This window comes from Proteus sp. ZN5, assembly GCF_011046025.1.
In the GTDB taxonomy this organism is placed as follows: Bacteria; Pseudomonadota; Gammaproteobacteria; order Enterobacterales; family Enterobacteriaceae; genus Proteus.
The window spans coordinates 120218-142311 of the sequence record NZ_CP047639.1; the positions used below are offsets into that span (position 1 = coordinate 120218).

General features: G+C 40.6%; 19 protein-coding genes. 5 read left to right on the forward strand and 14 right to left on the reverse strand.

Annotated elements, in window-relative coordinates:
* The first annotated feature begins 130 nt into the window (after positions 1–130).
* The gene (locus tag GTK47_RS00570; RefSeq protein ID WP_165126412.1) at positions 131–421 is read left to right on the forward strand and encodes a GIY-YIG nuclease family protein; all 291 of its coding nucleotides are present in this window, start codon (positions 131–133) and stop codon (positions 419–421) included.
* Between the two features lie 2 nt (positions 422–423).
* Here GTK47_RS00570 and GTK47_RS00575 read toward each other — a convergent pair whose 3' ends face one another.
* Positions 424–930, reverse strand: coding sequence for an N-acetyltransferase (locus GTK47_RS00575; RefSeq protein ID WP_165121820.1), 507 nt, complete (start codon positions 928–930; stop codon positions 424–426).
* A complete protein-coding gene (locus GTK47_RS00580; RefSeq protein WP_006535669.1) occupies positions 924–1457 on the reverse strand; it encodes an SCP2 domain-containing protein in 534 nt (177 codons plus the stop codon). Before GTK47_RS00580 ends, GTK47_RS00575 begins: the two co-directional genes overlap by 7 nt.
* Positions 1458–1673: 216 nt before the next feature.
* Between GTK47_RS00580 and GTK47_RS00585 the strand changes: the two genes are divergently transcribed.
* Together GTK47_RS00585 and GTK47_RS00590 are read left to right on the forward strand one after the other, a co-directional pair.
* Complete coding sequence (locus GTK47_RS00585) at positions 1674–2669, forward strand: peptidase U32 family protein (protein ID WP_075673611.1); 996 nt, start codon at positions 1674–1676, stop codon at positions 2667–2669.
* A 13-nt stretch (positions 2670–2682) separates the two neighbouring features.
* Positions 2683–3561: a U32 family peptidase gene (locus GTK47_RS00590; protein WP_165121821.1), complete on the forward strand. Its 879-nt coding sequence runs from the start codon at positions 2683–2685 to the stop codon at positions 3559–3561.
* A 142-nt stretch (positions 3562–3703) separates the two neighbouring features.
* On the opposite strand, the gene GTK47_RS00595 is transcribed toward GTK47_RS00590, so the two are convergent.
* Genes GTK47_RS00595 through GTK47_RS00605 form a run of 3 tightly spaced genes read right to left on the reverse strand, consistent with a single transcriptional unit; the run spans position 3704 to position 6990 of the window.
* Positions 3704–4864, reverse strand: a complete 1161-nt coding sequence (locus tag GTK47_RS00595) for an ABC transporter permease (protein ID WP_165126415.1) — start codon at positions 4862–4864, stop codon at positions 3704–3706.
* Positions 4864–6009 carry an ABC transporter permease gene (locus tag GTK47_RS00600; RefSeq protein ID WP_075673614.1) on the reverse strand — a complete coding sequence of 382 codons (1146 nt, stop codon included), beginning with the start codon at positions 6007–6009 and terminating at the stop codon, positions 4864–4866. Before GTK47_RS00600 ends, GTK47_RS00595 begins: the two co-directional genes overlap by 1 nt.
* Before the next feature lie 9 nt (positions 6010–6018).
* Positions 6019–6990, reverse strand: coding sequence for an efflux RND transporter periplasmic adaptor subunit (locus tag GTK47_RS00605; protein ID WP_165121822.1), 972 nt, complete (start codon positions 6988–6990; stop codon positions 6019–6021).
* Positions 6991–7224: 234 nt separating this feature from the next.
* Between GTK47_RS00605 and GTK47_RS00610 the strand changes: the two genes are divergently transcribed.
* Both GTK47_RS00610 and btsR read left to right on the forward strand, forming a co-directional pair.
* The gene (locus GTK47_RS00610; protein ID WP_165121823.1) at positions 7225–8928 is read left to right on the forward strand and encodes a sensor histidine kinase; all 1704 of its coding nucleotides are present in this window, start codon (positions 7225–7227) and stop codon (positions 8926–8928) included.
* A 2-nt stretch (positions 8929–8930) separates the two neighbouring features.
* The gene (gene btsR, locus GTK47_RS00615; RefSeq protein WP_023583566.1) at positions 8931–9647 is read left to right on the forward strand and encodes a two-component system response regulator BtsR; all 717 of its coding nucleotides are present in this window, start codon (positions 8931–8933) and stop codon (positions 9645–9647) included.
* 27 nt (positions 9648–9674) lie between these two features.
* On the opposite strand, the gene GTK47_RS20435 is transcribed toward btsR, so the two are convergent.
* The 9 genes from GTK47_RS20435 to nusA all read right to left on the reverse strand — a co-directional run bounded on the left by GTK47_RS20435 (position 9675) and on the right by nusA (position 22090).
* Complete coding sequence (locus GTK47_RS20435; protein WP_241256054.1) at positions 9675–10175, reverse strand: hypothetical protein; 501 nt, start codon at positions 10173–10175, stop codon at positions 9675–9677.
* Positions 10176–10314: 139 nt separating this feature from the next.
* Entirely contained in the window at positions 10315–12201 is a 1887-nt protein-coding gene (locus GTK47_RS00625; RefSeq protein ID WP_165121824.1) for a DEAD/DEAH family ATP-dependent RNA helicase, read from the reverse strand.
* Positions 12202–12372: 171 nt separating this feature from the next.
* On the reverse strand, positions 12373–13260 hold the full coding sequence (nlpI, locus tag GTK47_RS00630) for a lipoprotein NlpI (RefSeq protein WP_165121825.1): 888 nt from the start codon (positions 13258–13260) through the stop codon (positions 12373–12375).
* Positions 13261–13372: 112 nt separating this feature from the next.
* Positions 13373–15502 (reverse strand): polyribonucleotide nucleotidyltransferase, encoded by a 2130-nt coding sequence (pnp, locus tag GTK47_RS00635; RefSeq protein ID WP_098941351.1) that lies wholly within the window; start codon positions 15500–15502, stop codon positions 13373–13375.
* 250 nt (positions 15503–15752) lie between these two features.
* On the reverse strand, positions 15753–16022 hold the full coding sequence (gene rpsO, locus GTK47_RS00640; RefSeq protein ID WP_023583571.1) for a 30S ribosomal protein S15: 270 nt from the start codon (positions 16020–16022) through the stop codon (positions 15753–15755).
* Positions 16023–16145: 123 nt separating this feature from the next.
* Complete coding sequence (gene truB / locus GTK47_RS00645) at positions 16146–17099, reverse strand: tRNA pseudouridine(55) synthase TruB (RefSeq protein WP_165121826.1); 954 nt, start codon at positions 17097–17099, stop codon at positions 16146–16148.
* Positions 17099–17500 carry a 30S ribosome-binding factor RbfA gene (gene rbfA, locus GTK47_RS00650; protein WP_006535687.1) on the reverse strand — a complete coding sequence of 134 codons (402 nt, stop codon included), beginning with the start codon at positions 17498–17500 and terminating at the stop codon, positions 17099–17101. The genes truB and rbfA overlap by 1 nt, the downstream gene beginning before the upstream one ends.
* A gap of 302 nt (positions 17501–17802) precedes the next feature.
* Positions 17803–20559 (reverse strand): translation initiation factor IF-2, encoded by a 2757-nt coding sequence (gene infB / locus GTK47_RS00655; RefSeq protein ID WP_165121827.1) that lies wholly within the window; start codon positions 20557–20559, stop codon positions 17803–17805.
* 22 nt (positions 20560–20581) lie between these two features.
* Positions 20582–22090, reverse strand: coding sequence for a transcription termination factor NusA (nusA, locus tag GTK47_RS00660; protein WP_006535691.1), 1509 nt, complete (start codon positions 22088–22090; stop codon positions 20582–20584).
* Between the last annotated feature and the right edge of the window lie 4 nt (positions 22091–22094).

A 22094-nucleotide genomic window follows, 5' to 3' on the forward strand; every position in this document is an offset into this window, starting at 1 on the left:
CGTCACAAATATTTCACAACATATTGATATATCTAATAGATTTCATTTTGATAAAACGATAAATTACTCACTTAAAAAATTAAGAAGTATTATTTATCAAAAGAGAAAGTAGCACGAAAAGGAAAAAATGATGACGGAAACAATGTGGTCACTCTATATTGTTAGAAATCGTCTCGGTTCTCTTTATACAGGGATCACGACAAATGTTGAGAGACGTTTTCAACAACATCAGAATGGGACGGGCGCTAAGGCACTGAAAGGTAAAGGCCCTTTATTATTAGAATTTCATTGTCAGGTAGGCAACAGACAGCGTGCTTCTCAACTTGAATACCAGTTAAAACAGTTGAAAAAGACGCAAAAAGAAAAGCTGATCATTGACCAGCCTTCAGACATTGCACTGTATTTAATACGGAATAAATAAATTTAGCTAAATTGGTCAAACAATGGTGAATAGTTGACTAAACCATGGATGTCATCAACATTGCCATTTTCTAACGCATAAAGCTGAAAAGCCTCTTCTGTATCAGGCCATTTGCAATGTAAACCTTGTGACTTAGCTGGAATAAAACCTGATTTTTGATAATACTCAGGCTCCCCCAACACCACAACGGCACCGTAACCAAATTCATTTAGGCTATCTAGCCCTTCATTAATCAGTTGACGTCCAATACCTTGGTTTTGGAAATCAGGTGCAACAGCAAGTGGAGCAAGCCCCACCCACTGGCAATCTTTTCCATCAATATCAACAGGTGTAAAACCGATATAGCCAATCAATTGGCCTTCATCGCTAATTGCCACCATGCCTAATGTTAACAAACCTTCTTCACGTAAATGTCCGACTAAATCAGCTTCGGCACCTGTCGGAAATGCTTGGCGTAAAAGGTTATCAATTGCAGGAATATCAACGGGAATTTCAACACGTATTAGCATGAAGTTGAGCTCAGTTCATGGCTGTGCAGAGTGTCTTCTTTTTCTTCTTGAAGCCCACTTTTTACAAACTCAGCCAGTTGTAATAAACCAAAACGCAACACAGATGGCATTGAGTCTAATTCAATTGCATCCATCAGGTTCTTAACATATAACCCGAGTTCTGTATCACCCTCAATTTGTAGACGGCGTTGGAAAAATAAGGTGTCAGGATCTTCTTTACGAGCAGCAATTAAAATAAGATCATTAGCATTTCCGCTAAAGCTGACATCTTCTTTTTCTAAGCGACTAACCACTAATTTATCATCACGAACACTGATAAACCACTGTAAATGTAAGTCTCTTATCTCAACTTTTAGCCACTTATCTTCTAAAAAGTGTAAATCACCTTCAGCTAACGACTCACGAAACTGCCAACTTAAAAACTGTTCTAAGATATCGCGTTGCAGAGCAAATGGGGTAACTTGTAAAGGGTAACGTAAAAAACGAGGCCCTTCTTTAACCAAATGGGTACGAATTTTGTTAAACACGTTCGGACTCCTATAAATAAAATTACGGGCTATTGTGCCAGATATAGACAGATATTCTGCGATCCTATATCAATATTCGGTTAATCCGTTGTTCACATTTTGAGTTCTTTGATTTTACTTAAGCAAAAAACAGAGTTCTCTGCCCTAAATCAAAACCTTTTTTTATCTTGCTCATTACAATTTCTGATCATTCTTAATTTCTAAAGGGAAGTGAAGATGGAATTGCTGTGCCCAGCGGGTAATTTACCTGCCTTAAAAGCGGCCATAGATAATGGTGCGGATGCCGTTTATATCGGTTTAAAAGATGATACTAATGCAAGACATTTTGCGGGTTTAAATTTCACAGAAAAGAAGTTACAAGAAGCGGTTAATTATGTTCACCGCCACCAGCGAAAATTGCATATTGCAATAAACACCTTTGCTCACCCTGATGGATTTGAACGCTGGCAAAAAGCAGTTGATATGGCAGCATCTTTAGGTGCTGATGCTCTTATTTTGGCGGATATCGCCATGTTAGAGTATGCTGCGGAGCGTTATCCTCATATTGAGCGCCATGTTTCAGTACAAGCTTCTGCAACCAATACACAAGCTATTGAATTTTATCAACGTAACTTTGATGTGGCTCGTATTGTTCTTCCTCGTGTTCTATCTATTCATCAAGTAAAACAGTTAGCACAAACTAGTCCAGTACCTTTAGAAGTTTTTGCCTTTGGTAGCTTATGTATTATGGCTGAAGGTCGATGCTATCTTTCTTCTTATTTAACTGGTGAATCCCCTAATACCGTAGGTGCTTGCTCTCCTGCTCGTTTTGTACGTTGGCAACAGACACCACAAGGAATGGAGTCTCGCCTTAATGACGTACTTATCGATCGCTATTCACCCAATGAGAATGCAGGTTATCCAACCTTATGCAAAGGACGCTATTTTGTTGATGACCACTGTTATCACGCACTAGAAGAGCCTACGAGCCTCAATACTCTGTCACTATTACCAGAGTTAATGGCGATGAATATCGCATCCGTCAAAATTGAAGGTCGTCAACGTAGTCCTGCTTATGTTACTGAAGTTGCAAGGGTTTGGCGTGCAGCTATCGATCAATGCAAAAAAGATCCTCAAGGCTTTAGTACTAATCCTCGTTGGATGAACGCATTAGGAAAAATTTCAGAAGGGACACAAACGACATTGGGTGCTTACCACCGTAAATGGCAATAATAAGGATAAGAAAATGAAATATGCATTAGGCTCTGTACTTTATTATTGGCAAAAAGAAGCACTTGAAGCGTTCTATGAAAAAGCAAAACATAGTGATGCTGATATTATTTATCTAGGTGAAACAGTTTGTAGTAAACGCCGAGAAACCAAGCCTCAAGATTGGATCAACCTCGCCAAAGAAGTGGCTAAAAGTGGTAAGCAAGTGGTTCTTTCTACCTTAGCGTTATTACAAGCACCTTCTGAATTAAAAGAAATTGCTAAGTTAGTTGATAACGGTGAGTTTTTAGTTGAAGCGCATGATTTTGGTGTGATCAATATGCTTTACGAGCGTCATCTCCCTTTTGTGGCAGGTCACGGGCTTAATTGCTACAACGCTTATGCGTTACGTTTGTTGCATAAACAAGGAATGATGCGATGGTGTATGCCTGTTGAGCTTTCTCGCGAATGGTTAAGCAACCTCCTAACCCAATGTGAAACATTAGGTATTAGAGATAAGTTTGAGGTTGAAGTACTGGCTTATGGGCATCTTCCTTTAGCTTATTCAGCGCGCTGTTTTACTGCTCGTTCTGAAAATCGCTCTAAAGATGACTGTGAAACCTGCTGTCAAAAATATCCTCAAGGCCGTGAAGTACTCTCACAAGAAAATCAGCAAGTATTTGTTCTTAATGGTATTCAAACACAAAGTGGCTATTGTTATAACTTGGGTAACGATCAAACATCAATGACAGGTTTAGTGGATATTATCCGTTTATCTCCTGAATCTGATGCTATTTTTGATACCTTGCAACAATTTCGCCAAAATGAACAAGGTCAACAACCACTGACAACAATTCATCACCATGACTGTAATGGCTATTGGCGCAAGCTAGCAGGATTAGAGTTGGTTGAATAAGTCTTTTATCCACTCTATTTAATCTATGATAGAGTGGATTTATTCTTTCAAAGTAAATTGTATATCGAGTTCTAAGCAAACCATAATTAGCATTAACAGGTCTCTCATTTAAATTAATCTTGAATATTTTTCGAGCTATAATCTATTTAGAACCGCGATGATGTAACCAATGTTTAAATTGGTGCGTAATATGTCTCAACTCACCATTACGTAACATACCCACCAGCACACCTAACACAGTGTAAATCACGCCTAGAACCAGCATCATCACAATATCACCCAATATGCTTTGGAATGATAATCCCATTTGATTAATACCAGCCATAGCGTTTACTGCCCATGTAGAAGGTAATGCGGATGAGATTGCAAATACCCAGTCAGGCATCGCTTGTAATGGCCAAATTGTGCCGGAAATATAGAATACCGGTGTTGTGACAAACGCCAGTGTCAGGTAAATCATTTCGACACTGCGTAAGCACTCTGTAATGAGCTTGCCAAGACCTAATACAGCCAATAGGAATGGGAAAGTAAGCATCCATACTTGGTAAAGGGGAGCTTCTTGGCGATAACCTAATACCCAAGGCCATAATGCAAAGAATACAGCAGATAAAAATAACCAAATAGGAATAAGTGCAGATAAAGCCCCTAAATAAACCGCTAATGGTGGCTTTCCTTTTGGCGTACTTCTCACTGCAATACTGACACGGACACAAGCAATTAAAAGCGAGTGTTGTAATAACATGACTAATAAACCTGGGAAAATAATTGCAGCAAAACTTACCCCTGGGTTATACATCGCTATGGTTTCACCCTGAATAGGCTTTAATAGAATTTTCGATTGTTCAACACTAAAGCCCGCATTTTGTAAAATGCGCCCATTGTAAGAATCTAATAACTGTTGATATGCCAACATCAATTCTTGTTGAATTTGCCCGCTAGCGAGGCGGTTTGTAGCATCACCAAAGACTGGAACAGTGACATCTTTACCATTCAATAATTTCTTCTCGAAATCAGTTGGAACAATAATGATGGCAAAAAGCTCACGCATAATCATATCGTGACGAGCTTCATCTAAATTATCGTAATTTTTAATGCTTAATTTAGGTGTGGAATTTAATGCCCGAATAAGTGAATAACTTGCGGGGCTATGATCTTGATTAATCACTGCCACAGGTAAATCCCATAAAACTGGTTTGGCATACACCAAACTCATAATACATAGGGAAACAATAAGTAGCATCCACATCGGTTTTTCTAACATACCCAATAGAACGCGCTTAAAAGTTTGGAAATACATCTGCATCATGCAACACCTACCTGTAATTCCAATCGTTTAAAAATACGTTTGCGAACTAAGAAGGCGATAGCAAAAGGATAAATCAGCAAGAGCGAACAAACATATAAAATACCTTGTAGTGATACTTCTCTTAAGAAGATATCAAACATGGCATTTAAGGCGTGAGTTAATGGCTCTAAATTAGAAATAATCTGTGCAGGTAAGATCATTGAAAGTTCAGGTACAGCCATACCTGAGAATGCCAATGCAATACTCACCAACATACCTATCATACTGTATGCTGTTATCGCACTATTGGTAAACGCAAAGAGCAATAACCCTACACTTTGAGCCGCAATAATATAGAAGAACCCCACCAACACCATATATAGCGGATTACCATTCACCTTCGCCCCCGAAAAATGCACTAATGCCGCCAATTCAACAATTAACAAGGTTAAGAAAAACAAGGTGTAAGGGCTGAGTTTACCAATAAGGGCAAATGTGAAAGGCTTAATATTCAGTAGCATATTACCGCGTGATAACGAATAAATCGTACAGGTCACGACAAATAGTTGGAGCATATGAATAGTAGCTGCAAATTGCTGATAATAAATATAACTGCCACTGGCATTAAATAAGCTGTCATATGAGAGAGTCACTTTTGCCAATGGAGGAACAGGTTTATTCATCTCTTGAGCTAAAACAGTACGATATTGCGCATTAAGCTCTGCAATTAATCCACTAAAATCCTGTATTGCATAACTCCCTGCTGCATAATACAACCCGTTGTAATACATACGTGTAGTAGGTTGCTTTCCTGCTAATACCTTGCTTTCAAAGTGTCGAGGAATGGTGAGTATCGCATAATCTTTTGCGCTACCAAGCCGTTCCATTGCTGTTCGAGGATTGCCATCTAGCGTATTTAATTGCGCATGAGAGCCTGCATTTAAGTCTCTGATCAGTGTTCTTGATAACGGACTATTATCGTTATTGATCACCGAAACTGGTAAATTCAGCAGTGTACCTTCAGAAAAGTTAGCACTAATTAACGTGAACAACATCAATGGAAATAGCCAGCTTAGCCAGTGAAAAACTGGGCTACGAACTGCCATATGTGTTTCTCGTGAAAATGCGCTACTAAAGCCACGCCAAGCTGCCTTTACTCTCATTGTTTGTCCTTATTTATCCCAACGCCATAATGCACTCATACCGGGGCGAAGCCCTTCAATTGGCGTCACAGGATACAGTCGGATCTCAAACGTTTTTAAATCGAAATCACCCGTTGCTCTTGTCGCTCTTTTTGTTGCGTAGTCACCCATTGGAGCGATATAGCGAATTTCAGCTTCTACCTCTTTATTACCTAATGCAGGAACCGTGATAGTAATACGATCACCTTTGCGAATATCCGCTAAGATGTCTTCACGAAGGTTATAAACAAAATAAGCATCAGGAATACGAATAAGGGTAGCAAGTGGACTATTGGCATTAAAAAGTTCACCTATTTCCGCAGGAATAGGACCGACTTCGCCATCTACTGGTGCTTTAACTTGTAAGTCGTTTTGTTGGATCTTCAACTCAATAAGTTGTTGTTCAGCCTGTTGCACTGCTGCGGTGTATTTATTACGTAATTCAATGCGATCGCCATTTTTGGCTTCATCCAATTCTGCTTGAGCGCCTCTGACACGTTGTGATGCAACATCACGACTACGGCGCGCATTATCCAGTTCGGTTGCTGAGACATAACCTTGGTTAGCCACAGCGCTAATACGCTGATAATCTCTTGCCGCATTTGCAGCTTCTACTTTAGCTTGAGATAAAACAGCTTCTAAATTCCGAATGCTCTCTTCTCTTGTGCCATGTAATGACAAATCTAATTGAGCTTGTGCTTGTGCTTTGGCGGCCTCAAGTGCAGCAACTTGGGCATTGAGTTCAGGGCTTTCTAATGTGATCATTAATTGCCCTTTTTTGACATCATCACCTCGCTCTATATGACGCTCAATAACACGACCTTTGGCTTTAGAGGCAACAATGACTTCTGGAGCGTCGACTTCTCCTTGCAATAATAAATATTGATTATGCGCGCGGAAAAGTATGGCTAATGCAATTAGTATTAGCATTAATAAAATAAGATAAATGGCTCTTTTTTTCATATAACGATTAGACCTTAATAGTGAAGTAGAACACTCACTGACAGAGTTATATTACACAATAACTCAGATTTTCTTTAAGAATTTTGTGCGCCAGATCACTGATGCAAAGGAATATTTTCTTTGATAGTGCGATTAAGTTATTCTTATATCAAACTTTATCGTCTAATTAATATCCCCGTTTTATCTGAACTTTTTATATTTATCAGATAGAAAAGATAACGGTACTCAATACTTATGTATGAATTTGATCTTATTTTGCTGTTATTACAGCAAATGTGCGTTTATCTAATTATTGCTTGGTTTTTAAGCAAAACACCGCTATTTACGCCACTTTTACAGGTCACGATAAAACTACCACATAAGTTGATGTGCTATGTCATTTTCTCTATTTTCTGCATTATGGGCACCTATTTTGGGCTACATATTAATGATTCTATTGCTAATACGCGTGCTATTGGCTCTGTCTTAGGCGGATTACTAGGAGGCCCTTACGTCGGCTTTCTCGTTGGCTTTACGGGAGGCTTACACCGCTATTCACTCGGTGGCATGACTGCTTTTAGCTGTATGGTATCGACCATTGCCGAGGGATTAATTGGTGGATTAGTTCACCGTTATTACGTAAAACATGGGCAGATGCATCGAATATTTAACCCGTGGACCGCAGCTTCGGTTACCTTCTTTGCTGAAATAATACAGATGAGCATCATCTTATTATTGGCACGTCCGTTTAATGAAGCACTTGCATTAGTTAAAGATATTGCCGCTCCTATGATCGTAGCAAATACCGTTGGTGCTGCGATGTTTATTCGAATATTACAAGATAGACGCGCTATATTTGAAAAATATACCAGTGCATTCTCAGCACAAGCATTAAAAATCGCTGTCTGTACTGAAGGTATTTTACGTAAAGGATTTAACCAAGATAATAGTACCCGTGTAGCAAAAGTGATTTATCAGGAATTAAGAGTCAGTGCAGTTGCCATTACAGATAGAGAAAAGCTACTCGCTTTTATTGGCATTGGCGCTGATCACCATTTACCGGGCACACCTATTTCATCGAATCAATCTAAACAAGCCATTAATAATAATGAAGTTGTTTATGCTGATGGTAATGAAACCCCCTATCGCTGTACGCTTTCCCCTCATTGCAAACTAGGTTCGACCTTAGTTATTCCATTAAGAGGTGAAAATAATCAAGTCATTGGAACAATAAAACTTTATGAGGCTAAAAATCGCCTATTTAGTTCTATTAATCGTACCTTAGGTGAAGGCATCGCAAGTCTATTATCTGCACAAATTCTAGCTGGGCAATATGAGCGAAATAAGCAATCACTTTTAGAATCAGAGATTAAACTCCTACACGCGCAAGTTAATCCTCACTTTCTTTTTAATGCACTAAATACATTACAAGCAGTTATTCGCCGTGATAGCGAGCAAGCAAAGCAACTCGTGCAATTTCTCTCTGCTTTCTTTCGTAAAAATTTAAAAAGACCAGAAGCAGTGGTGACATTAAGTGACGAAATCGAACATGTAAACGCCTATCTGCAAATCGAGAAAGCGCGTTTTCAGGAACGTTTGCAAATTGATATTCAAATTCCTGAAAACTTAGCTAATGCACGCTTACCGGCTTTTTCTCTTCAACCGATGGTCGAGAATGCAATTAAACATGGAACGTCACAGTTATTAGACACAGGAAAGATTACAATTAGAGCACATCAAGAACATCATTTAATCATTATAGAAATTTGTGATAATGCCGGACTTTACCGTCCTCAATGCCCATCGCATCAATTAGGTTTAGGCATGAGACTAGTGGATAAACGATTAAAATTACGCTATGGCGAGCTTTATGGTGTTTTAGTTGAATGCCAAGCCGATGAATATACAAAGGTGAAAATTTGCTTACCTCTAGAAAAAAGCATGGATAACGTTACATAACAATGAATATATTAATCGTTGATGATGAGCCACTGGCTCGTGAAAACTTACGTTGTTTACTTGAAGTTGAAAAGGATATTCATATTGTTGGTGAATGTAGTAATGCGATTGAAGCAATAGGAGAAATACATCGCAAAAAGCCTGATGTTGTCTTTCTTGATATTCAAATGCCTCGCATTACTGGCCTTGAAATGGTCACAATGCTTGATCCTGAACATCGCCCTTATATTGTCTTTTTAACTGCATTTGAAGAGTACGCTATTCAGGCTTTTGAAGAGCACGCTTTTGATTATTTACTCAAGCCATTAGAGCAAGAACGTTTAACCAAAACATTAAATCGTCTACGCCAAGGCAATAAGCAAAATATCGATCTCTTAACACCACCTGAAGAGCGTTTAAAGTGTATTCCATGTACAGGGCATAGCCGTATTTGGTTAATGCCAATTGATGAGGCTGTATTTGCAACATCAAGGCTCAGCGGTGTCTATGTGACGAATAACCAAGGCCAAGAAGGCTTTACAGAATTGACATTACGGACTTTAGAAACACGAACACAATTAGTACGTTGCCATCGTCAATATTTAGTAAATATGGATTATGTTAATGAAATTATTTTTGGCGATAATGGGCAAGCTGAACTGATATTACATAATAACAGCCAAATTCCTGTTAGCCGCCGTTATCTTAAACCGTTAAAAGAGGCAATTGGTTTAAGTTAATAATAAAATAAATGAGTATTTAGATATTTATAAATATTGTTCTAAATACTCATTAAAAACATGCTGATATTGTTCTCGTTTAAAAATAAGCTGTTCAATAGGTGTAATACCATGTTCATCAAGCTCTAGTGCATCTTCTTTATCTAATCCATCTTCATAAGCAATATTGAGCCACTTCACCTGATCTTCTGTAATTTCTAAATCACAAGAGATCACAGAGCAATAATCACAACCACAATGACAGCGATACAACACCAATCTATTATTATCTAACTGAGTATAAACAGGTTTATTTCCTAAATATTGCTCTATTTTACTACGAATAATTTTATGACGATCGTAATTAGGGAAACGAGCTTTATCAACAGAAAAAAGGTCTAAGTCAAAATCTGAAAAACGTAAATCCGTTTGTTTATCAAATCCCAACCACTCATCCAGTGCTTTACCATCAATATAAAAATTAAAGTCTGTACGTTGCGTATCAGTATCTTGCTGAATACAGCGTAATGCTAATTGATTGGCTTGCATGAAATTTCCTATTATTAATAGAAATGGGTCATGACAGATTTTATATCATTAAAATAAACATAAAAAACCAGCCAACTTTCGTTGACTGGTTTCAAGTTTTTATCATCAACTCAATTTAACATTGAGTGAATGCAAGCTCTTATTGGTTATGAGAGCTGCTACGACGGCGAGGAGTACCTTCGTTGTTACGGCTACGGAAGTTACCACGATCGTTACTACGCTCACCACCGCGGTCATTATTACCACGACGTTGTGGTTGATCACCATTGTTAAAACGACGACCACCTTGTGGCTGACCATCACGACGGCTGTTATTACGACGCTCACGGAAAGGCTGAGATTGAGCATCACCCACTAATTGCATATTCAGTGGTTTGTTCATAATACGCGTACGTGTGAAATGACTTAATAAGTCTGTTGGCATACCTTTTGGTAATTCGATGGTTGAGTGAGAACCATACAGTTTGATATTACCAATGTAGCGGCTGCTGATATCACCTTCGTTAGCAATCGCACCAACGATATGACGAACTTCAACACCATCATCACGACCCACTTCGATACGGTATAAATCCATTTCGCCTGCATCACGACGTTCACGGCGAGGAGAACGCTCGCGATCGTTATCACCGCGACGACGATCATCACCACGACGATCGTCACGATCGTTAAATTCACGACGAGGACGACGAACTGGATCTGGTGGCAGGATAAGCGCACGCTCACCTTGAGCCATTTTCAGTAATACCGCTGCTAGTGTTTCCATATCCAGCGCTTCTTCACCTTGTGGAGCTAATTTAGGTAACAGAGCACGATACTGGTCAAGGTTGCTAGTTTCTAATTGTTGCGCGATTTGCTGTGCAAATTTTTCCTGACGACGTTGGCTGATAAGTTCTGCGTTTGGCAGTTCTACTTCAGGAATAGTCATCTTCATTGTACGTTCGATATTGCGCAGTAAACGACGCTCACGGTTATCAACGAATAAAATTGCACGGCCAGCACGACCCGCACGACCAGTACGACCAATACGGTGAACATAAGATTCTGAATCCATTGGGATATCATAGTTCACAACAAGGCTAATACGGTCAACGTCAAGGCCACGAGCTGCCACGTCAGTCGCGATTAAAATGTCTAAACGACCATTTTTCAGACGCTCTAATGTTTGCTCACGCAGTGATTGGTTCATATCACCATTTAACGCTGCGCTGTTATAACCATTACGCTCTAAAGCTTCAGCAACTTCTAATGTTGCGTTTTTAGTACGAACGAAAATAATCGCTGCATCAAAATCTTCAGCTTCTAAGAAACGAATTAATGCTTCGTTTTTACGTGCGCCGAATGTCATCCAATAGCTTTGGCTAATGTCTGGACGTGTTGTTACGCTACTTTGAATGCGTACTTCTTTCGGATCATTCATGAAACGACGAGTAATACGACGAATAGCTTCTGGCATTGTTGCAGAGAACAGTGCAGTTTGGTGTTCTGCTGGGATCTTACTTAAAATGTTTTCAACATCTTCAATAAAGCCCATACGCAACATTTCATCAGCTTCATCTAATACTAAGCCTTTCAGTTTAGATAAATCTAATGTGCCACGGTTTAAATGGTCTAATAAACGACCCGGTGTACCCACAACAACTTGTGGTCCTTGACGTAACGCACGTAATTGAACGTCGTAACGCTGACCACCATACAGTGCAACAACATTTACTTTTGGTAAATGCTTAGAGAAATCTTCAATTGCTTCAGCAACCTGAACCGCAAGTTCACGAGTCGGTGCTAAAACTAAAATTTGTGGTGCTTTTAATGATTCATCAAGATTGTGTAATAATGGCAGGCTAAATGCGGCAGTTTTACCACTACCAGTCTGTGCCATACCTAAAACATCATTACCGTTTAAAAGGAAAGGAATACATTGTTGCTGAATTGGAGAAGGCTTCTCGTAGCCTAAGTCATTCAGTGCAGTCAAAATAGGTGCTGATAAACCTAGATCAGCAAAAGTCATATCGGTTTCAGTAGTCATGTCACTGTGCCTCATTCATTATGGCAGCCAGTTGACATAACATACCGCATGGTTTGTCGGTCTTTATCATCTAAAATGTGAACTGGCTCAAATTATATTATTAAACGAACAAACAAGCCCTCATCCTATGTAGATGATGGCTTTCAAACTGATCAGAGAAATGTTCGTCAGCTATTGCTGGTCCGATTCCGCTAGGTCTTCTTGTTGGCCTAACAGTGCTAATTCCAACAATGCGTAGCGGTGCTCAACAAAGTTATGTGCGTTGTTGGCAACCGTCAGCTTGAATAACGCTTCTGCGCTATCCATGTCCCCCAGACTTAGGTAATACTTACCTAAATAGAAGTTAGTTTCACTAAGATGCTCAGCGAGCGAAGTGTTATCGGTTGAAGCCTCATTTAATTTCAACATTAATGTTTTCTCATTAATGTTGCCTAAATAAAACTCAACTATATTCCATCCCCATTGCCCCGTTTTATCCGCCTGCTGGTATCGCTGTTTTAGCTGCTGTTTAGCCAAATCAGTGTTTATCTCTTTTTCTACAAGATATAACCAAAGCGAACGAATGGGATCATTTGGATCGACCTGATAAAACGCCTGCAGATCATCCTGCGCCAATTTCAATCGGCCACCGTAGTAAGAAGCGATACCACGATTAAAACGCGCATTATTGTAAGTTGGATCAAGCTCTAAAACAGAATCAAACGCTTCATAAGCAGCATCGTAATTCGCTGCCTGCGTAAAATAGATACCTAGAAAATTAAAAATTTCTAGCATATCTGGTCGTATTGATAGCGCCATTGAAAAATCATTACGCGCTAAAGCTCGTAAACCGAGACTATCATACAGCACACCACGCTCATATAAAAGCTGTGCGTATTCATCTTCGGTTAATGAGCGGCTCGCTAGGATTTGTTCTATACGAGCCAATATCACTTCTTGTTGTAAAGAAGGCTGCAATGGTGTGGCAAAAATCGCATTCTGACGCCATTCTGGACTAGTGCTGCATCCGGAAATAAAGATGAAAACAGCAATAGAACAACTGCGCAGAAATGTTTTCATTTCTCACTCCCAAAGTCAGACCTTTCAACAAAAAGCGTTCTAGACGTCCTACTTGTCAATCATAATAAGTCTCTACCGATACCTATGTCTAGATATCGGTAGTAGAATATCATTAATTAGCAGAATCTTCAGAAGAAGTTTCTGTTGCTTCCTGCTGATTAGCTTGAGCTTCTTTCATGCTTAAGCGAATACGGCCTTGACGGTCAATTTCCAGTACTTTAACTGGAACTTCTTGACCCATTTCCAAGTAGTCACTCACTTTCTCAACGCGTTTGTCTGCGATTTGAGAAATATGAACCAGACCTTCTTTGCCACCACCGATAGCAACGAATGCACCGAAATCTACGATACGAGTTACTTTACCGTTGTAGATACGACCCACTTCAACTTCAGCAGTGATTTCTTCGATACGAGCGATAGCTTGTTTTGCTTGGTCGCCACTTGTTGCAGCAATTTTCACTGTACCATCATCTTCGATTTCGATAGTAGTGCCAGTTTCTTCCGTTAATGCACGGATAACAGAGCCGCCTTTACCGATAACGTCTTTGATCTTGTCTGGATTAATTTTGATAGTATGAATGCGCGGTGCAAATTCAGAAATATCAGCACGAGGTTGGCTAATTGCATCTTCCATTACACCTAAAATGTGCAGACGTGCACTTTTCGCTTGGTTTAATGCAACTTGCATGATTTCGCGAGTGATACCTTCGATTTTGATATCCATTTGTAATGCGCTGACGCCGTTACGGCTACCCGCAACTTTAAAGTCCATATCGCCTAAATGGTCTTCATCACCTAGAATATCGGAAAGAACAACAAAGTTGTCGCCTTCTTTCACTAGACCCATTGCAATACCTGCAACAGATTCTTTAATTGGTACACCTGCATCCATCAGTGCTAAAGAAGCACCACAAACAGACGCCATTGAAGATGAACCATTTGATTCAGTGATTTCAGAAACCACACGAACGGTATATGGGAATTCTTCAATTGTTGGCATTACTGCTAACACACCACGTTTTGCTAAACGGCCATGACCGATTTCGCGACGTTTTGGTGAACCCATCATGCCTGTTTCACCAACAGAGTATGGAGGGAAGTTATAGTGCAGTAAGAAAGTATCAGTATGCTCACCCATGATGTCATCAATAGTTTGAGCATCACGTGCAGTACCTAATGTTGCAGTAACCAGTGCCTGAGTTTCACCACGAGTAAACAGTGCTGAACCGTGAGTACGTGGTAATAAACCAGTGCGAATATCTAAAGCACGTACCATGTCTTTTTCACGGCCATCGATACGTGGTTCGCCAGCTAATACGCGAGCACGAACGATGTTTTTCTCAAGACCTGAGAAGATTTCGCTGATTTCAGCTTCATCTAAAGTTTCATCTTCAGCGACTAATGTTGCGATAACTTCATCACGGATAGCTTCAATTTGTTCATAACGCTCTTGTTTTTCAGTGATACGGTAAGCATCACCAATACGAGCTTGTGCTAATTGTGCAATACGGTCATGTAAAGTTTGGTTGATAGCTTCTGGCGCCCAATCCCATTTCTCTTTACCAACTTCTGCAACTAATGCATTGATATTTTCGATCACAACTTGTTGTTGATCATGACCAAATACGACTGCACCTAACATTTCTTCTTCTGATAATAAATCAGCTTCTGATTCTACCATCAGTACCGCGCCCGCAGTACCTGCAACTACTAAATCTAATTTACTAACTTTCAGCTCATCAACTGTTGGGTTTAGAACATATTGTCCATCGATAAAACCAACACGAGCACCACCGATAGGGCCATTGAATGGAACACCTGACAGCGCTAATACCGCGGAAGCACCAATCATTGCAACGATATCTGGGTTAACTTGTGGGTTAACTGAAACAACAGTAGCAACGATTTGAATTTCGTTTAAGAAACCTTCTGGGAATAATGGACGTAAAGGGCGGTCAATTAAACGCGCAATTAACGTTTCGCCTTCACCAGGACGACCTTCACGACGGAAAAAGCTACCTGGGATACGACCAGCAGCGTATGAACGCTCTTGGTAGTTAACAGTTAATGGGAAGAAATCTTGTCCAGCTTTAACTTTTTTCTTTGCAACAACAGTAACAAAAACAGCGGTGCCGTCCATGTCAACCATAACAGCAGCTGTTGCTTGACGAGCCATCATGCCAGTTTCTAATGAAACAGTATGTTGACCGTATTGAAATTTACGAACTGTAGGATTCAGCAAAATAATATCCTTTATCTTATTGTCGCCAGATGTTTAGCGACGATGAATGATCTTTTCTCCGCTACGTCCCCTCGCGACTAATGAAAATATTAACCATTTAGCGATAAATACTTTCATTAGCCGCGCGAATTGTCGTAACTAGAGAGACTAAATAACAATCACCACATTAAAACATAACGACTAATATTAAAAATAGCACTTTCTAGTAGAAAAGGGGCCAACAGGCCCCTTTCCAATGAAACTCGCTTGATTAGCGACGCAGACCTAAGCGTTCAATCAGTGCAGAGTAACGAGCAACATCTTTACGCTTCAGGTAGTCCAGCAGATTACGACGGCTGGAAACTTTACGCAGCAGACCACGACGGCTGTGGTGATCTTTTTTGTGCTCTGAAAAGTGACCTTGCAGGTGGTTGATTTCTGCAGTCAGCAGTGCAATCTGAACTTCACTTGAGCCAGTATCGTTAGCGTCACGACCAAATTCAGCAACGATTTGTGCTTTCGCTTCAGTACTTAGAGACATAATAAACTCCAAATTAAGTAAAATTTTCAGATAGCCAATCTCTAATTCAGCTATCCAACTCAGCCACCTAAACAGATAGCCGCATTATTCTACGCTTCAAACACTTTTAGCGCAAGATTGCTATTAAGTGTTATCTTGTACGCTATAGTCTACAACGACTCTTTTCGGAGCAACTAGGCCATCTTTAATGATAGCAAGGCCAATGAATTTTTTTTCATCGCCTTCAGTTACTCTCACCCATTCGCCTTCATTGATGTCATGATTAACCCGAACAGGCTGCCCCAGCTTGAGATAACCCGCAATAATCGTGGTTAAATTCACAACCGGAAAATGTGCAACAGCAGTATCCATAGGCAATAACAGTGCATCAAGTGCCAAGAATGGATCTTCTTGTGCTGTTTGTGCATTTTCTATCATCGCTCTTAATTGCTCTAACGTTACCATTCGCTCTTTAGGATAATCTGCGACTTCTAATCGACGTAAGAAAATAACGTGAGCACCACATTGTAATTTCTCACCAAGATCATCAATAATTGTTCGAATGTAAGTGCCTTTAGAACAGTGAATTTCCAGCTCTAACTCATCACCTTCCCAGCGAATAAACTGGAGTTCATAAACAGTGATAGGCCTTGCTTCACGCTCTACTTCAATACCTTGTCGGGCATATTCGTAAAGTGGTTTACCTTGATGTTTTAAAGCGGAGTACATTGAAGGGACTTGCAATGTTTCACCGCGAAAGCTATCCAAGGCATCATCTAAAGCTTGCTGTGTAAATTGTACTGAGCGCTCTTGAATAACCTCGCCATGTGCATCTGAGGTATCTGTTCGTTGCCCTAAACGTGCAATAACACGATAACGCTTATCTGAATCCAATAGAAACTGTGAAAATTTCGTTGCTTCACCTAAACAAATAGGGAGCATACCTGTTGCTAGAGGATCCAATGCCCCTGTATGCCCTGCTTTGCTGGCATTAAACATACGGCGGACTTTTTGGAGTGCATCGTTAGAGGAAATATCTTGGGGTTTATCGAGTAGCAATACGCCGTTAATCTCACGCCCCTTACGACGACGCCCCATTATTTGTCCTCTTTATGACGACGCTCTTCATCGCTTTTAACGACGTTAGAAACTAAGTTAGACATACGCATACCTTCAACTAATGAGTTGTCATAAGCAAATGTCAGTTCAGGCACAATACGTAAGCGCATCGCTTTGCCTAATAAAGAACGAATAAAACCAGCGGCTTCATTAAGTGCAGTTAAACCTTCTGCAACCATCTCTTCTTCGCTTTTTTCACCACCAGATAAGTTTAAAAAGGTGACAAATACTTTGGCATAAGCCAAATCACGAGAAATCTCAACGCCAGATACCGTTGCCATTCCAATACGAGGATCTTTGACTTCACGTTGTAAAATGATGGCGATTTCTTTTTGCATTTCCTGAGAAACACGCTGACTACGGCTAAAATCTCTTGCCATTTTATCTCTCCCTGACAATAGGGTATCGCCCTGATTGTCATTGTTAATTCAAATCTAAAATCAATGATATCTAAAGAGTATACATGAAGTGGTATTTAACAACCGCTTTCTCTGATTTCTTTCTTTAGAAATAAAATGTTTCTTTGGTGCTATTTTACCCTGTTATTTCACTTTCATAAATTACTGAAAGGCAATCTATTTCGGTTATGTTGAAAAATGGAGAGAAAATAAAAGGGGAATACAACAAAGAAAGGAATAAGAAGGGAGCCGTTAAGCTCCCTTTTAAAACAAGACGGACTAAATTAATCAATAGAACGTTTGATTTCGATAACTTGGAAGACTTCAATCATGTCGCCAACACGGACATCGTTGTAGTTTTTCACACCGATACCACATTCCATGCCGTTACGCACTTCGTTGACGTCATCTTTAAAGCGACGCAGTGACTCAAGTTCGCCTTCATAGATAACCACGTTATCACGTAGAACACGAATTGGGTTATTACGTTTGATGTTACCTTCAACCACCATACAGCCCGCAATCGCGCCAAATTTAGGTGATTTAAACACATCACGGACTTCTGCAAGACCCATGATTTCTTGTTTATATTCAGGTGCCAACATACCGCTCATTGCCAGTTTGATTTCATCAATCAGACTATAGATAACGGAGTAGTAACGTAAATCAACGCTTTCTTGTTCAATAATACGGCGAGCAGATGCATCAGCACGAACGTTGAAACCAAGAATGATAGCGTTAGAAGCCGCGGCTAATGTTGCGTCAGTTTCGGTGATACCACCTACACCTGAACCGATGATTTTCAGTTTAACTTCATTAGTAGACAGTTTAACTAATGCATCAGTAATCGCTTCACAAGTACCTTGAACGTCTGTTTTCAGAACGATGTTCAGTTCAGAAGTTTTACCTTCTTCCATGTTAGCAAACATGTTTTCCAGTTTAGACTTCTGCTGACGAGCCAGTTTAACATCGCGGAATTTACCTTGACGGTATAATGCAACTTCACGCGCTTTCTTCTCGTCACGAACAACTGTTGCTTCATCACCTGCAGAAGGAACGTTAGACAGACCTAAAATCTCAACGGGCATTGATGGGCCAGCAGATTGAACGTCTTGGCCTAATTCGTTACGCATTGCACGAATACGACCGTATTCGAAACCACACAGAACGATGTCACCTTTATTCAGTGTACCTTCACGGACAAGAATAGTGGCAACTGGACCACGACCTTTATCAAGGTAAGATTCAATAACAACACCACTTGCCATGCCTTCTTTAACTGCTTTCAGTTCAAGAACTTCAGCTTGTAAAAGAATAGCATCCAGCAGTTCATCAATACCTAAACCTTGTTTTGCAGATACATGCATAAACTGAGTTTCACCGCCCCACTCTTCTGGCAGGATACCATATTGAGACAGTTCAGTTTTAACGCGATCTGGATCAGCTTCGTGTTTATCGATTTTGTTCACAGCAACAACAACAGGTACGTTTGCTGCTTTTGCGTGTTGGATTGCTTCGATAGTTTGTGGCATTACACCATCATCTGCTGCAACAACCAGAACAACGATATCCGTTACCTGAGCACCACGAGCACGCATTGAAGTAAACGCGGCGTGACCTGGAGTATCCAAGAAGGTGATTTCACCTTTGTCAGTTTTAACGTGGTAAGCACCGATATGCTGGGTGATACCACCCGCTTCGCCTGATGCTACTTTCGTTGAACGAATGTAGTCCAGTAATGATGTTTTACCGTGGTCAACGTGACCCATGATAGTTACAACTGGTGCACGAGATACTGCGCTTTCTTCGCCAGTATCACGATCACTCATGACTTGTTCTTCTAACTCGTTTTCACGACGTAAGATAACTTTGTGGCCCATTTCTTCAGCAACAAGCTGTGCAGTTTCTTGGTCTAAAACCTGATTAATGGTTGCCATAGCACCCATTTTCATCATGGTTTTGATAACTTCAGATCCTTTTACTGCCATTTTGTTAGCAAGTTCAGCAACAGAAATAGTCTCACCGATAATAACATCACGGTTTACAACAGCAGCAGGCTTATTGAAGCCTTGTTGTAATGAGCTACCTTTACGTTTACCTTTCTTGTTAGTACGACCAGCAGCACGTGCTTCTTCACGATCTGCTTTTTCAGAATGGCGGTTATTTTTCTTAGGACGAGGAGCCTTAGCGTTGCGACCACGACCGCGGCCACCTTCAACTTCAGCATCACTTTCATCTTCTGCATCACGAGCATAACGTGATGTGGTTACATGATAGTCTGAGCCTTCAGTTTCTGGCGCTTTAGGTTCAGCAGTCCATTTTTCAGCATTTTCTTCAGCTAAAAGGCGTGCTTTTTCTGCTGCAATTCGAGCTTCTTCTTCCGCTTTACGGCGCTGTGCTTCTTCCGTTTTACGCTTCAGTTCAGCTTGTTCAGCATTGCGACGTGCTTTTTCCTGATCTGCTGCTTTATCAGCTTTTGGTTTATCGTTTTGTTTCACTTTATCTTTTTCCGCTGCTTCGCGCTTAGCTAATTCCGCTGCTTCACGTTTTGCTTCTTCAGCTTCACGTTTCGCTTTTTCTTCGGCGTCTTTCTTCGCCTTTTCAGCTTCACGTTTTGCTTTTTCTTCAGCTTCGCGCTGTGCTTTCTCTTGTGCTTCGCGCTGGGCTTTTTCTTCGGCTTCGCGATGCGCCTTTTCTTCCGCTTCACGCTGAGCTTGCTCATCCGCTTGCGCTTTTTCAACAGCGTCACGGTTCACATAAGTGCGTTTTTTGCGGACTTCGATGGCTACTGATTTACTTTTGCCACCTGTACCAGGAACACTTAACGTACTACGTACTTTACGTTGTAACGTTAACTTCTCTGGTTGGTTGGTTGATACGTCTTTATCACGATTCAACCAAGCCAGTAAGGTTTCTTTCTCTTTTTGGGAGACAGAATCAGAGACGGCCTTCTTAATACCGGCATCAGCAAACTGCTGTACCAAACGTTCAACCGGTGTCTGAATCTCTTCTGCCAGTGATTTTACTGTTTCATCTGTCATTCTGTTCCTTCCTGCTCAGTTGTTACGCATCATTCCCAAACCAGCAGATATTACGTGCGGCCATAATGAGTTCGCCTGCGCGCTCACTATTTAAGCCTTCAATATCAGTTAGGTCGTCGATACCCTGTTCGGCAAGATCTTCCAGTGTGCAGATACCACGGGCAGCTAGATCAAATGCTAAAGAGCGCTCCAATCCTTCGAGAGCTAATAAGTCCTCGGCTGGTTGGTTATCGCCTAGGCTTTCTTTTTGAGCTAATTCAATCGTTGTTAGTGCTGCTTTTGCTCTTTCACGCAGAGCTTCAACGGTGTCTTCATCTAAACCGTCAATAGCCAGCAGTTCACTGATTGGCACATAAACTAACTCTTCAAGGGTAGAGAAACCTTCTTCAACTAAAACAGTTGCGAAGTCTTCATCAATGTCGAGATGCTTAGTAAATATTTCAATGGCTGCGTTTGCTTCTGCCTGATGTTTTGCATTCAGTTCATCAGCAGTCATGACGTTTAATTCCCACTTGTCATCACCACGATGTTTCTTCAGTAACTGTGCTGCTAGGCGAACGTTTTGACCATTACGGCCAATTGCCTGTGCAAGATTACTGCTTTCAACTGCAACATCCATTGTGCATTTGTCTTCATCGACAACAATAGAAGCAACATCTGCCGGAGCCATTGCATTAATAACGAATTGTGCAGGATTATCATCCCACAGAACAATATCAATTCGCTCGCCGCCCAATTCGCTGGAAACGGCTTGTACACGTGCACCACGCATACCAACACAAGCACCCACAGGGTCAATACGCTTGTCGTTAGTTTTTACTGCGATTTTGGCACGAGAACCTGGATCACGTGCTGCAGCTTTAATTTCAATGATTTCTTCACCAATTTCTGGTACTTCAATACGGAAAAGTTCAACCAGCATTTCAGGGCGAGAGCGTGTCACGAAAAGTTGTGCACCACGAGTTTCTGTACGTACGTCGTATAAAACGCCACGTAAACGGTCACCTGGACGGAAGTTTTCACGCGGTAACATATCTTCGCGTAAAATAACCGCTTCAGCGTTATTGCCTAAATCTAAAGTGATATTTTCACGGTTCACTTTCTTCACAACACCCGTGATAATTTCGCCTAATTGTTCGCGGAATTGATCAACAACCATTGCTCTTTCAGCTTCACGTACTTTTTGTACGATAACTTGTTTAGCTGTTTGTGTTGTAATACGGTCGAAAGTAACAGATTCGATTTGATCTTCAATATAACCACCTAGTTCGATACTAGGATCTTCATATTGAGCAGCTTCAAGTGTAATTTCACGAGTTGGTTGAGTTACTTCATCAACGGCAACCCAACGACGGAATGTATCAAAATCACCGGTTTTACGGTCGATACATACGCGAACGTCAATTTCTTGCTCGTATTTTTTCTTAGTTGCTGTCGCTAGTGCGGTTTCCAGTGCTTCAAAAATCTTTTCACGAGGAAGAGATTTTTCGTTAGAGACCGCTTCCACAACAGCCAGAATCTCTTTGTTCATCCTA

Excerpts from the sequence above, each read along its gene's own strand:
- GTK47_RS00585 (WP_075673611.1), top strand. The coding sequence starts at position 1,674 with ATGGAATTGCTGTGCCCAGCGGGTAATTTACCTGCCTTAAAAGCGGCC.
- truB (WP_165121826.1), bottom strand. The coding sequence starts at position 17,099 with ATGGGGCGTCGTCGTAAGGGGCGTGAGATTAACGGCGTATTGCTACTC.
- GTK47_RS00590 (WP_165121821.1), top strand. The coding sequence starts at position 2,683 with ATGAAATATGCATTAGGCTCTGTACTTTATTATTGGCAAAAAGAAGCA.
- GTK47_RS20435 (WP_241256054.1), bottom strand. The coding sequence starts at position 10,175 with ATGCAAGCCAATCAATTAGCATTACGCTGTATTCAGCAAGATACTGAT.
- GTK47_RS00575 (WP_165121820.1), bottom strand. The coding sequence starts at position 930 with ATGCTAATACGTGTTGAAATTCCCGTTGATATTCCTGCAATTGATAAC.
- GTK47_RS00570 (WP_165126412.1), top strand. The coding sequence starts at position 131 with ATGACGGAAACAATGTGGTCACTCTATATTGTTAGAAATCGTCTCGGT.
- nlpI (WP_165121825.1), bottom strand. The coding sequence starts at position 13,260 with ATGAAAACATTTCTGCGCAGTTGTTCTATTGCTGTTTTCATCTTTATT.
- GTK47_RS00610 (WP_165121823.1), top strand. The coding sequence starts at position 7,225 with ATGTATGAATTTGATCTTATTTTGCTGTTATTACAGCAAATGTGCGTT.
- btsR (WP_023583566.1), top strand. The coding sequence starts at position 8,931 with ATGAATATATTAATCGTTGATGATGAGCCACTGGCTCGTGAAAACTTA.
- GTK47_RS00605 (WP_165121822.1), bottom strand. The coding sequence starts at position 6,990 with ATGAAAAAAAGAGCCATTTATCTTATTTTATTAATGCTAATACTAATT.
- rbfA (WP_006535687.1), bottom strand. The coding sequence starts at position 17,500 with ATGGCAAGAGATTTTAGCCGTAGTCAGCGTGTTTCTCAGGAAATGCAA.
- rpsO (WP_023583571.1), bottom strand. The coding sequence starts at position 16,022 with ATGTCTCTAAGTACTGAAGCGAAAGCACAAATCGTTGCTGAATTTGGT.
- nusA (WP_006535691.1), bottom strand. The coding sequence starts at position 22,090 with ATGAACAAAGAGATTCTGGCTGTTGTGGAAGCGGTCTCTAACGAAAAA.
- GTK47_RS00595 (WP_165126415.1), bottom strand. The coding sequence starts at position 4,864 with ATGCAGATGTATTTCCAAACTTTTAAGCGCGTTCTATTGGGTATGTTA.
- GTK47_RS00625 (WP_165121824.1), bottom strand. The coding sequence starts at position 12,201 with ATGACTACTGAAACCGATATGACTTTTGCTGATCTAGGTTTATCAGCA.
- GTK47_RS00600 (WP_075673614.1), bottom strand. The coding sequence starts at position 6,009 with ATGAGAGTAAAGGCAGCTTGGCGTGGCTTTAGTAGCGCATTTTCACGA.
- infB (WP_165121827.1), bottom strand. The coding sequence starts at position 20,559 with ATGACAGATGAAACAGTAAAATCACTGGCAGAAGAGATTCAGACACCG.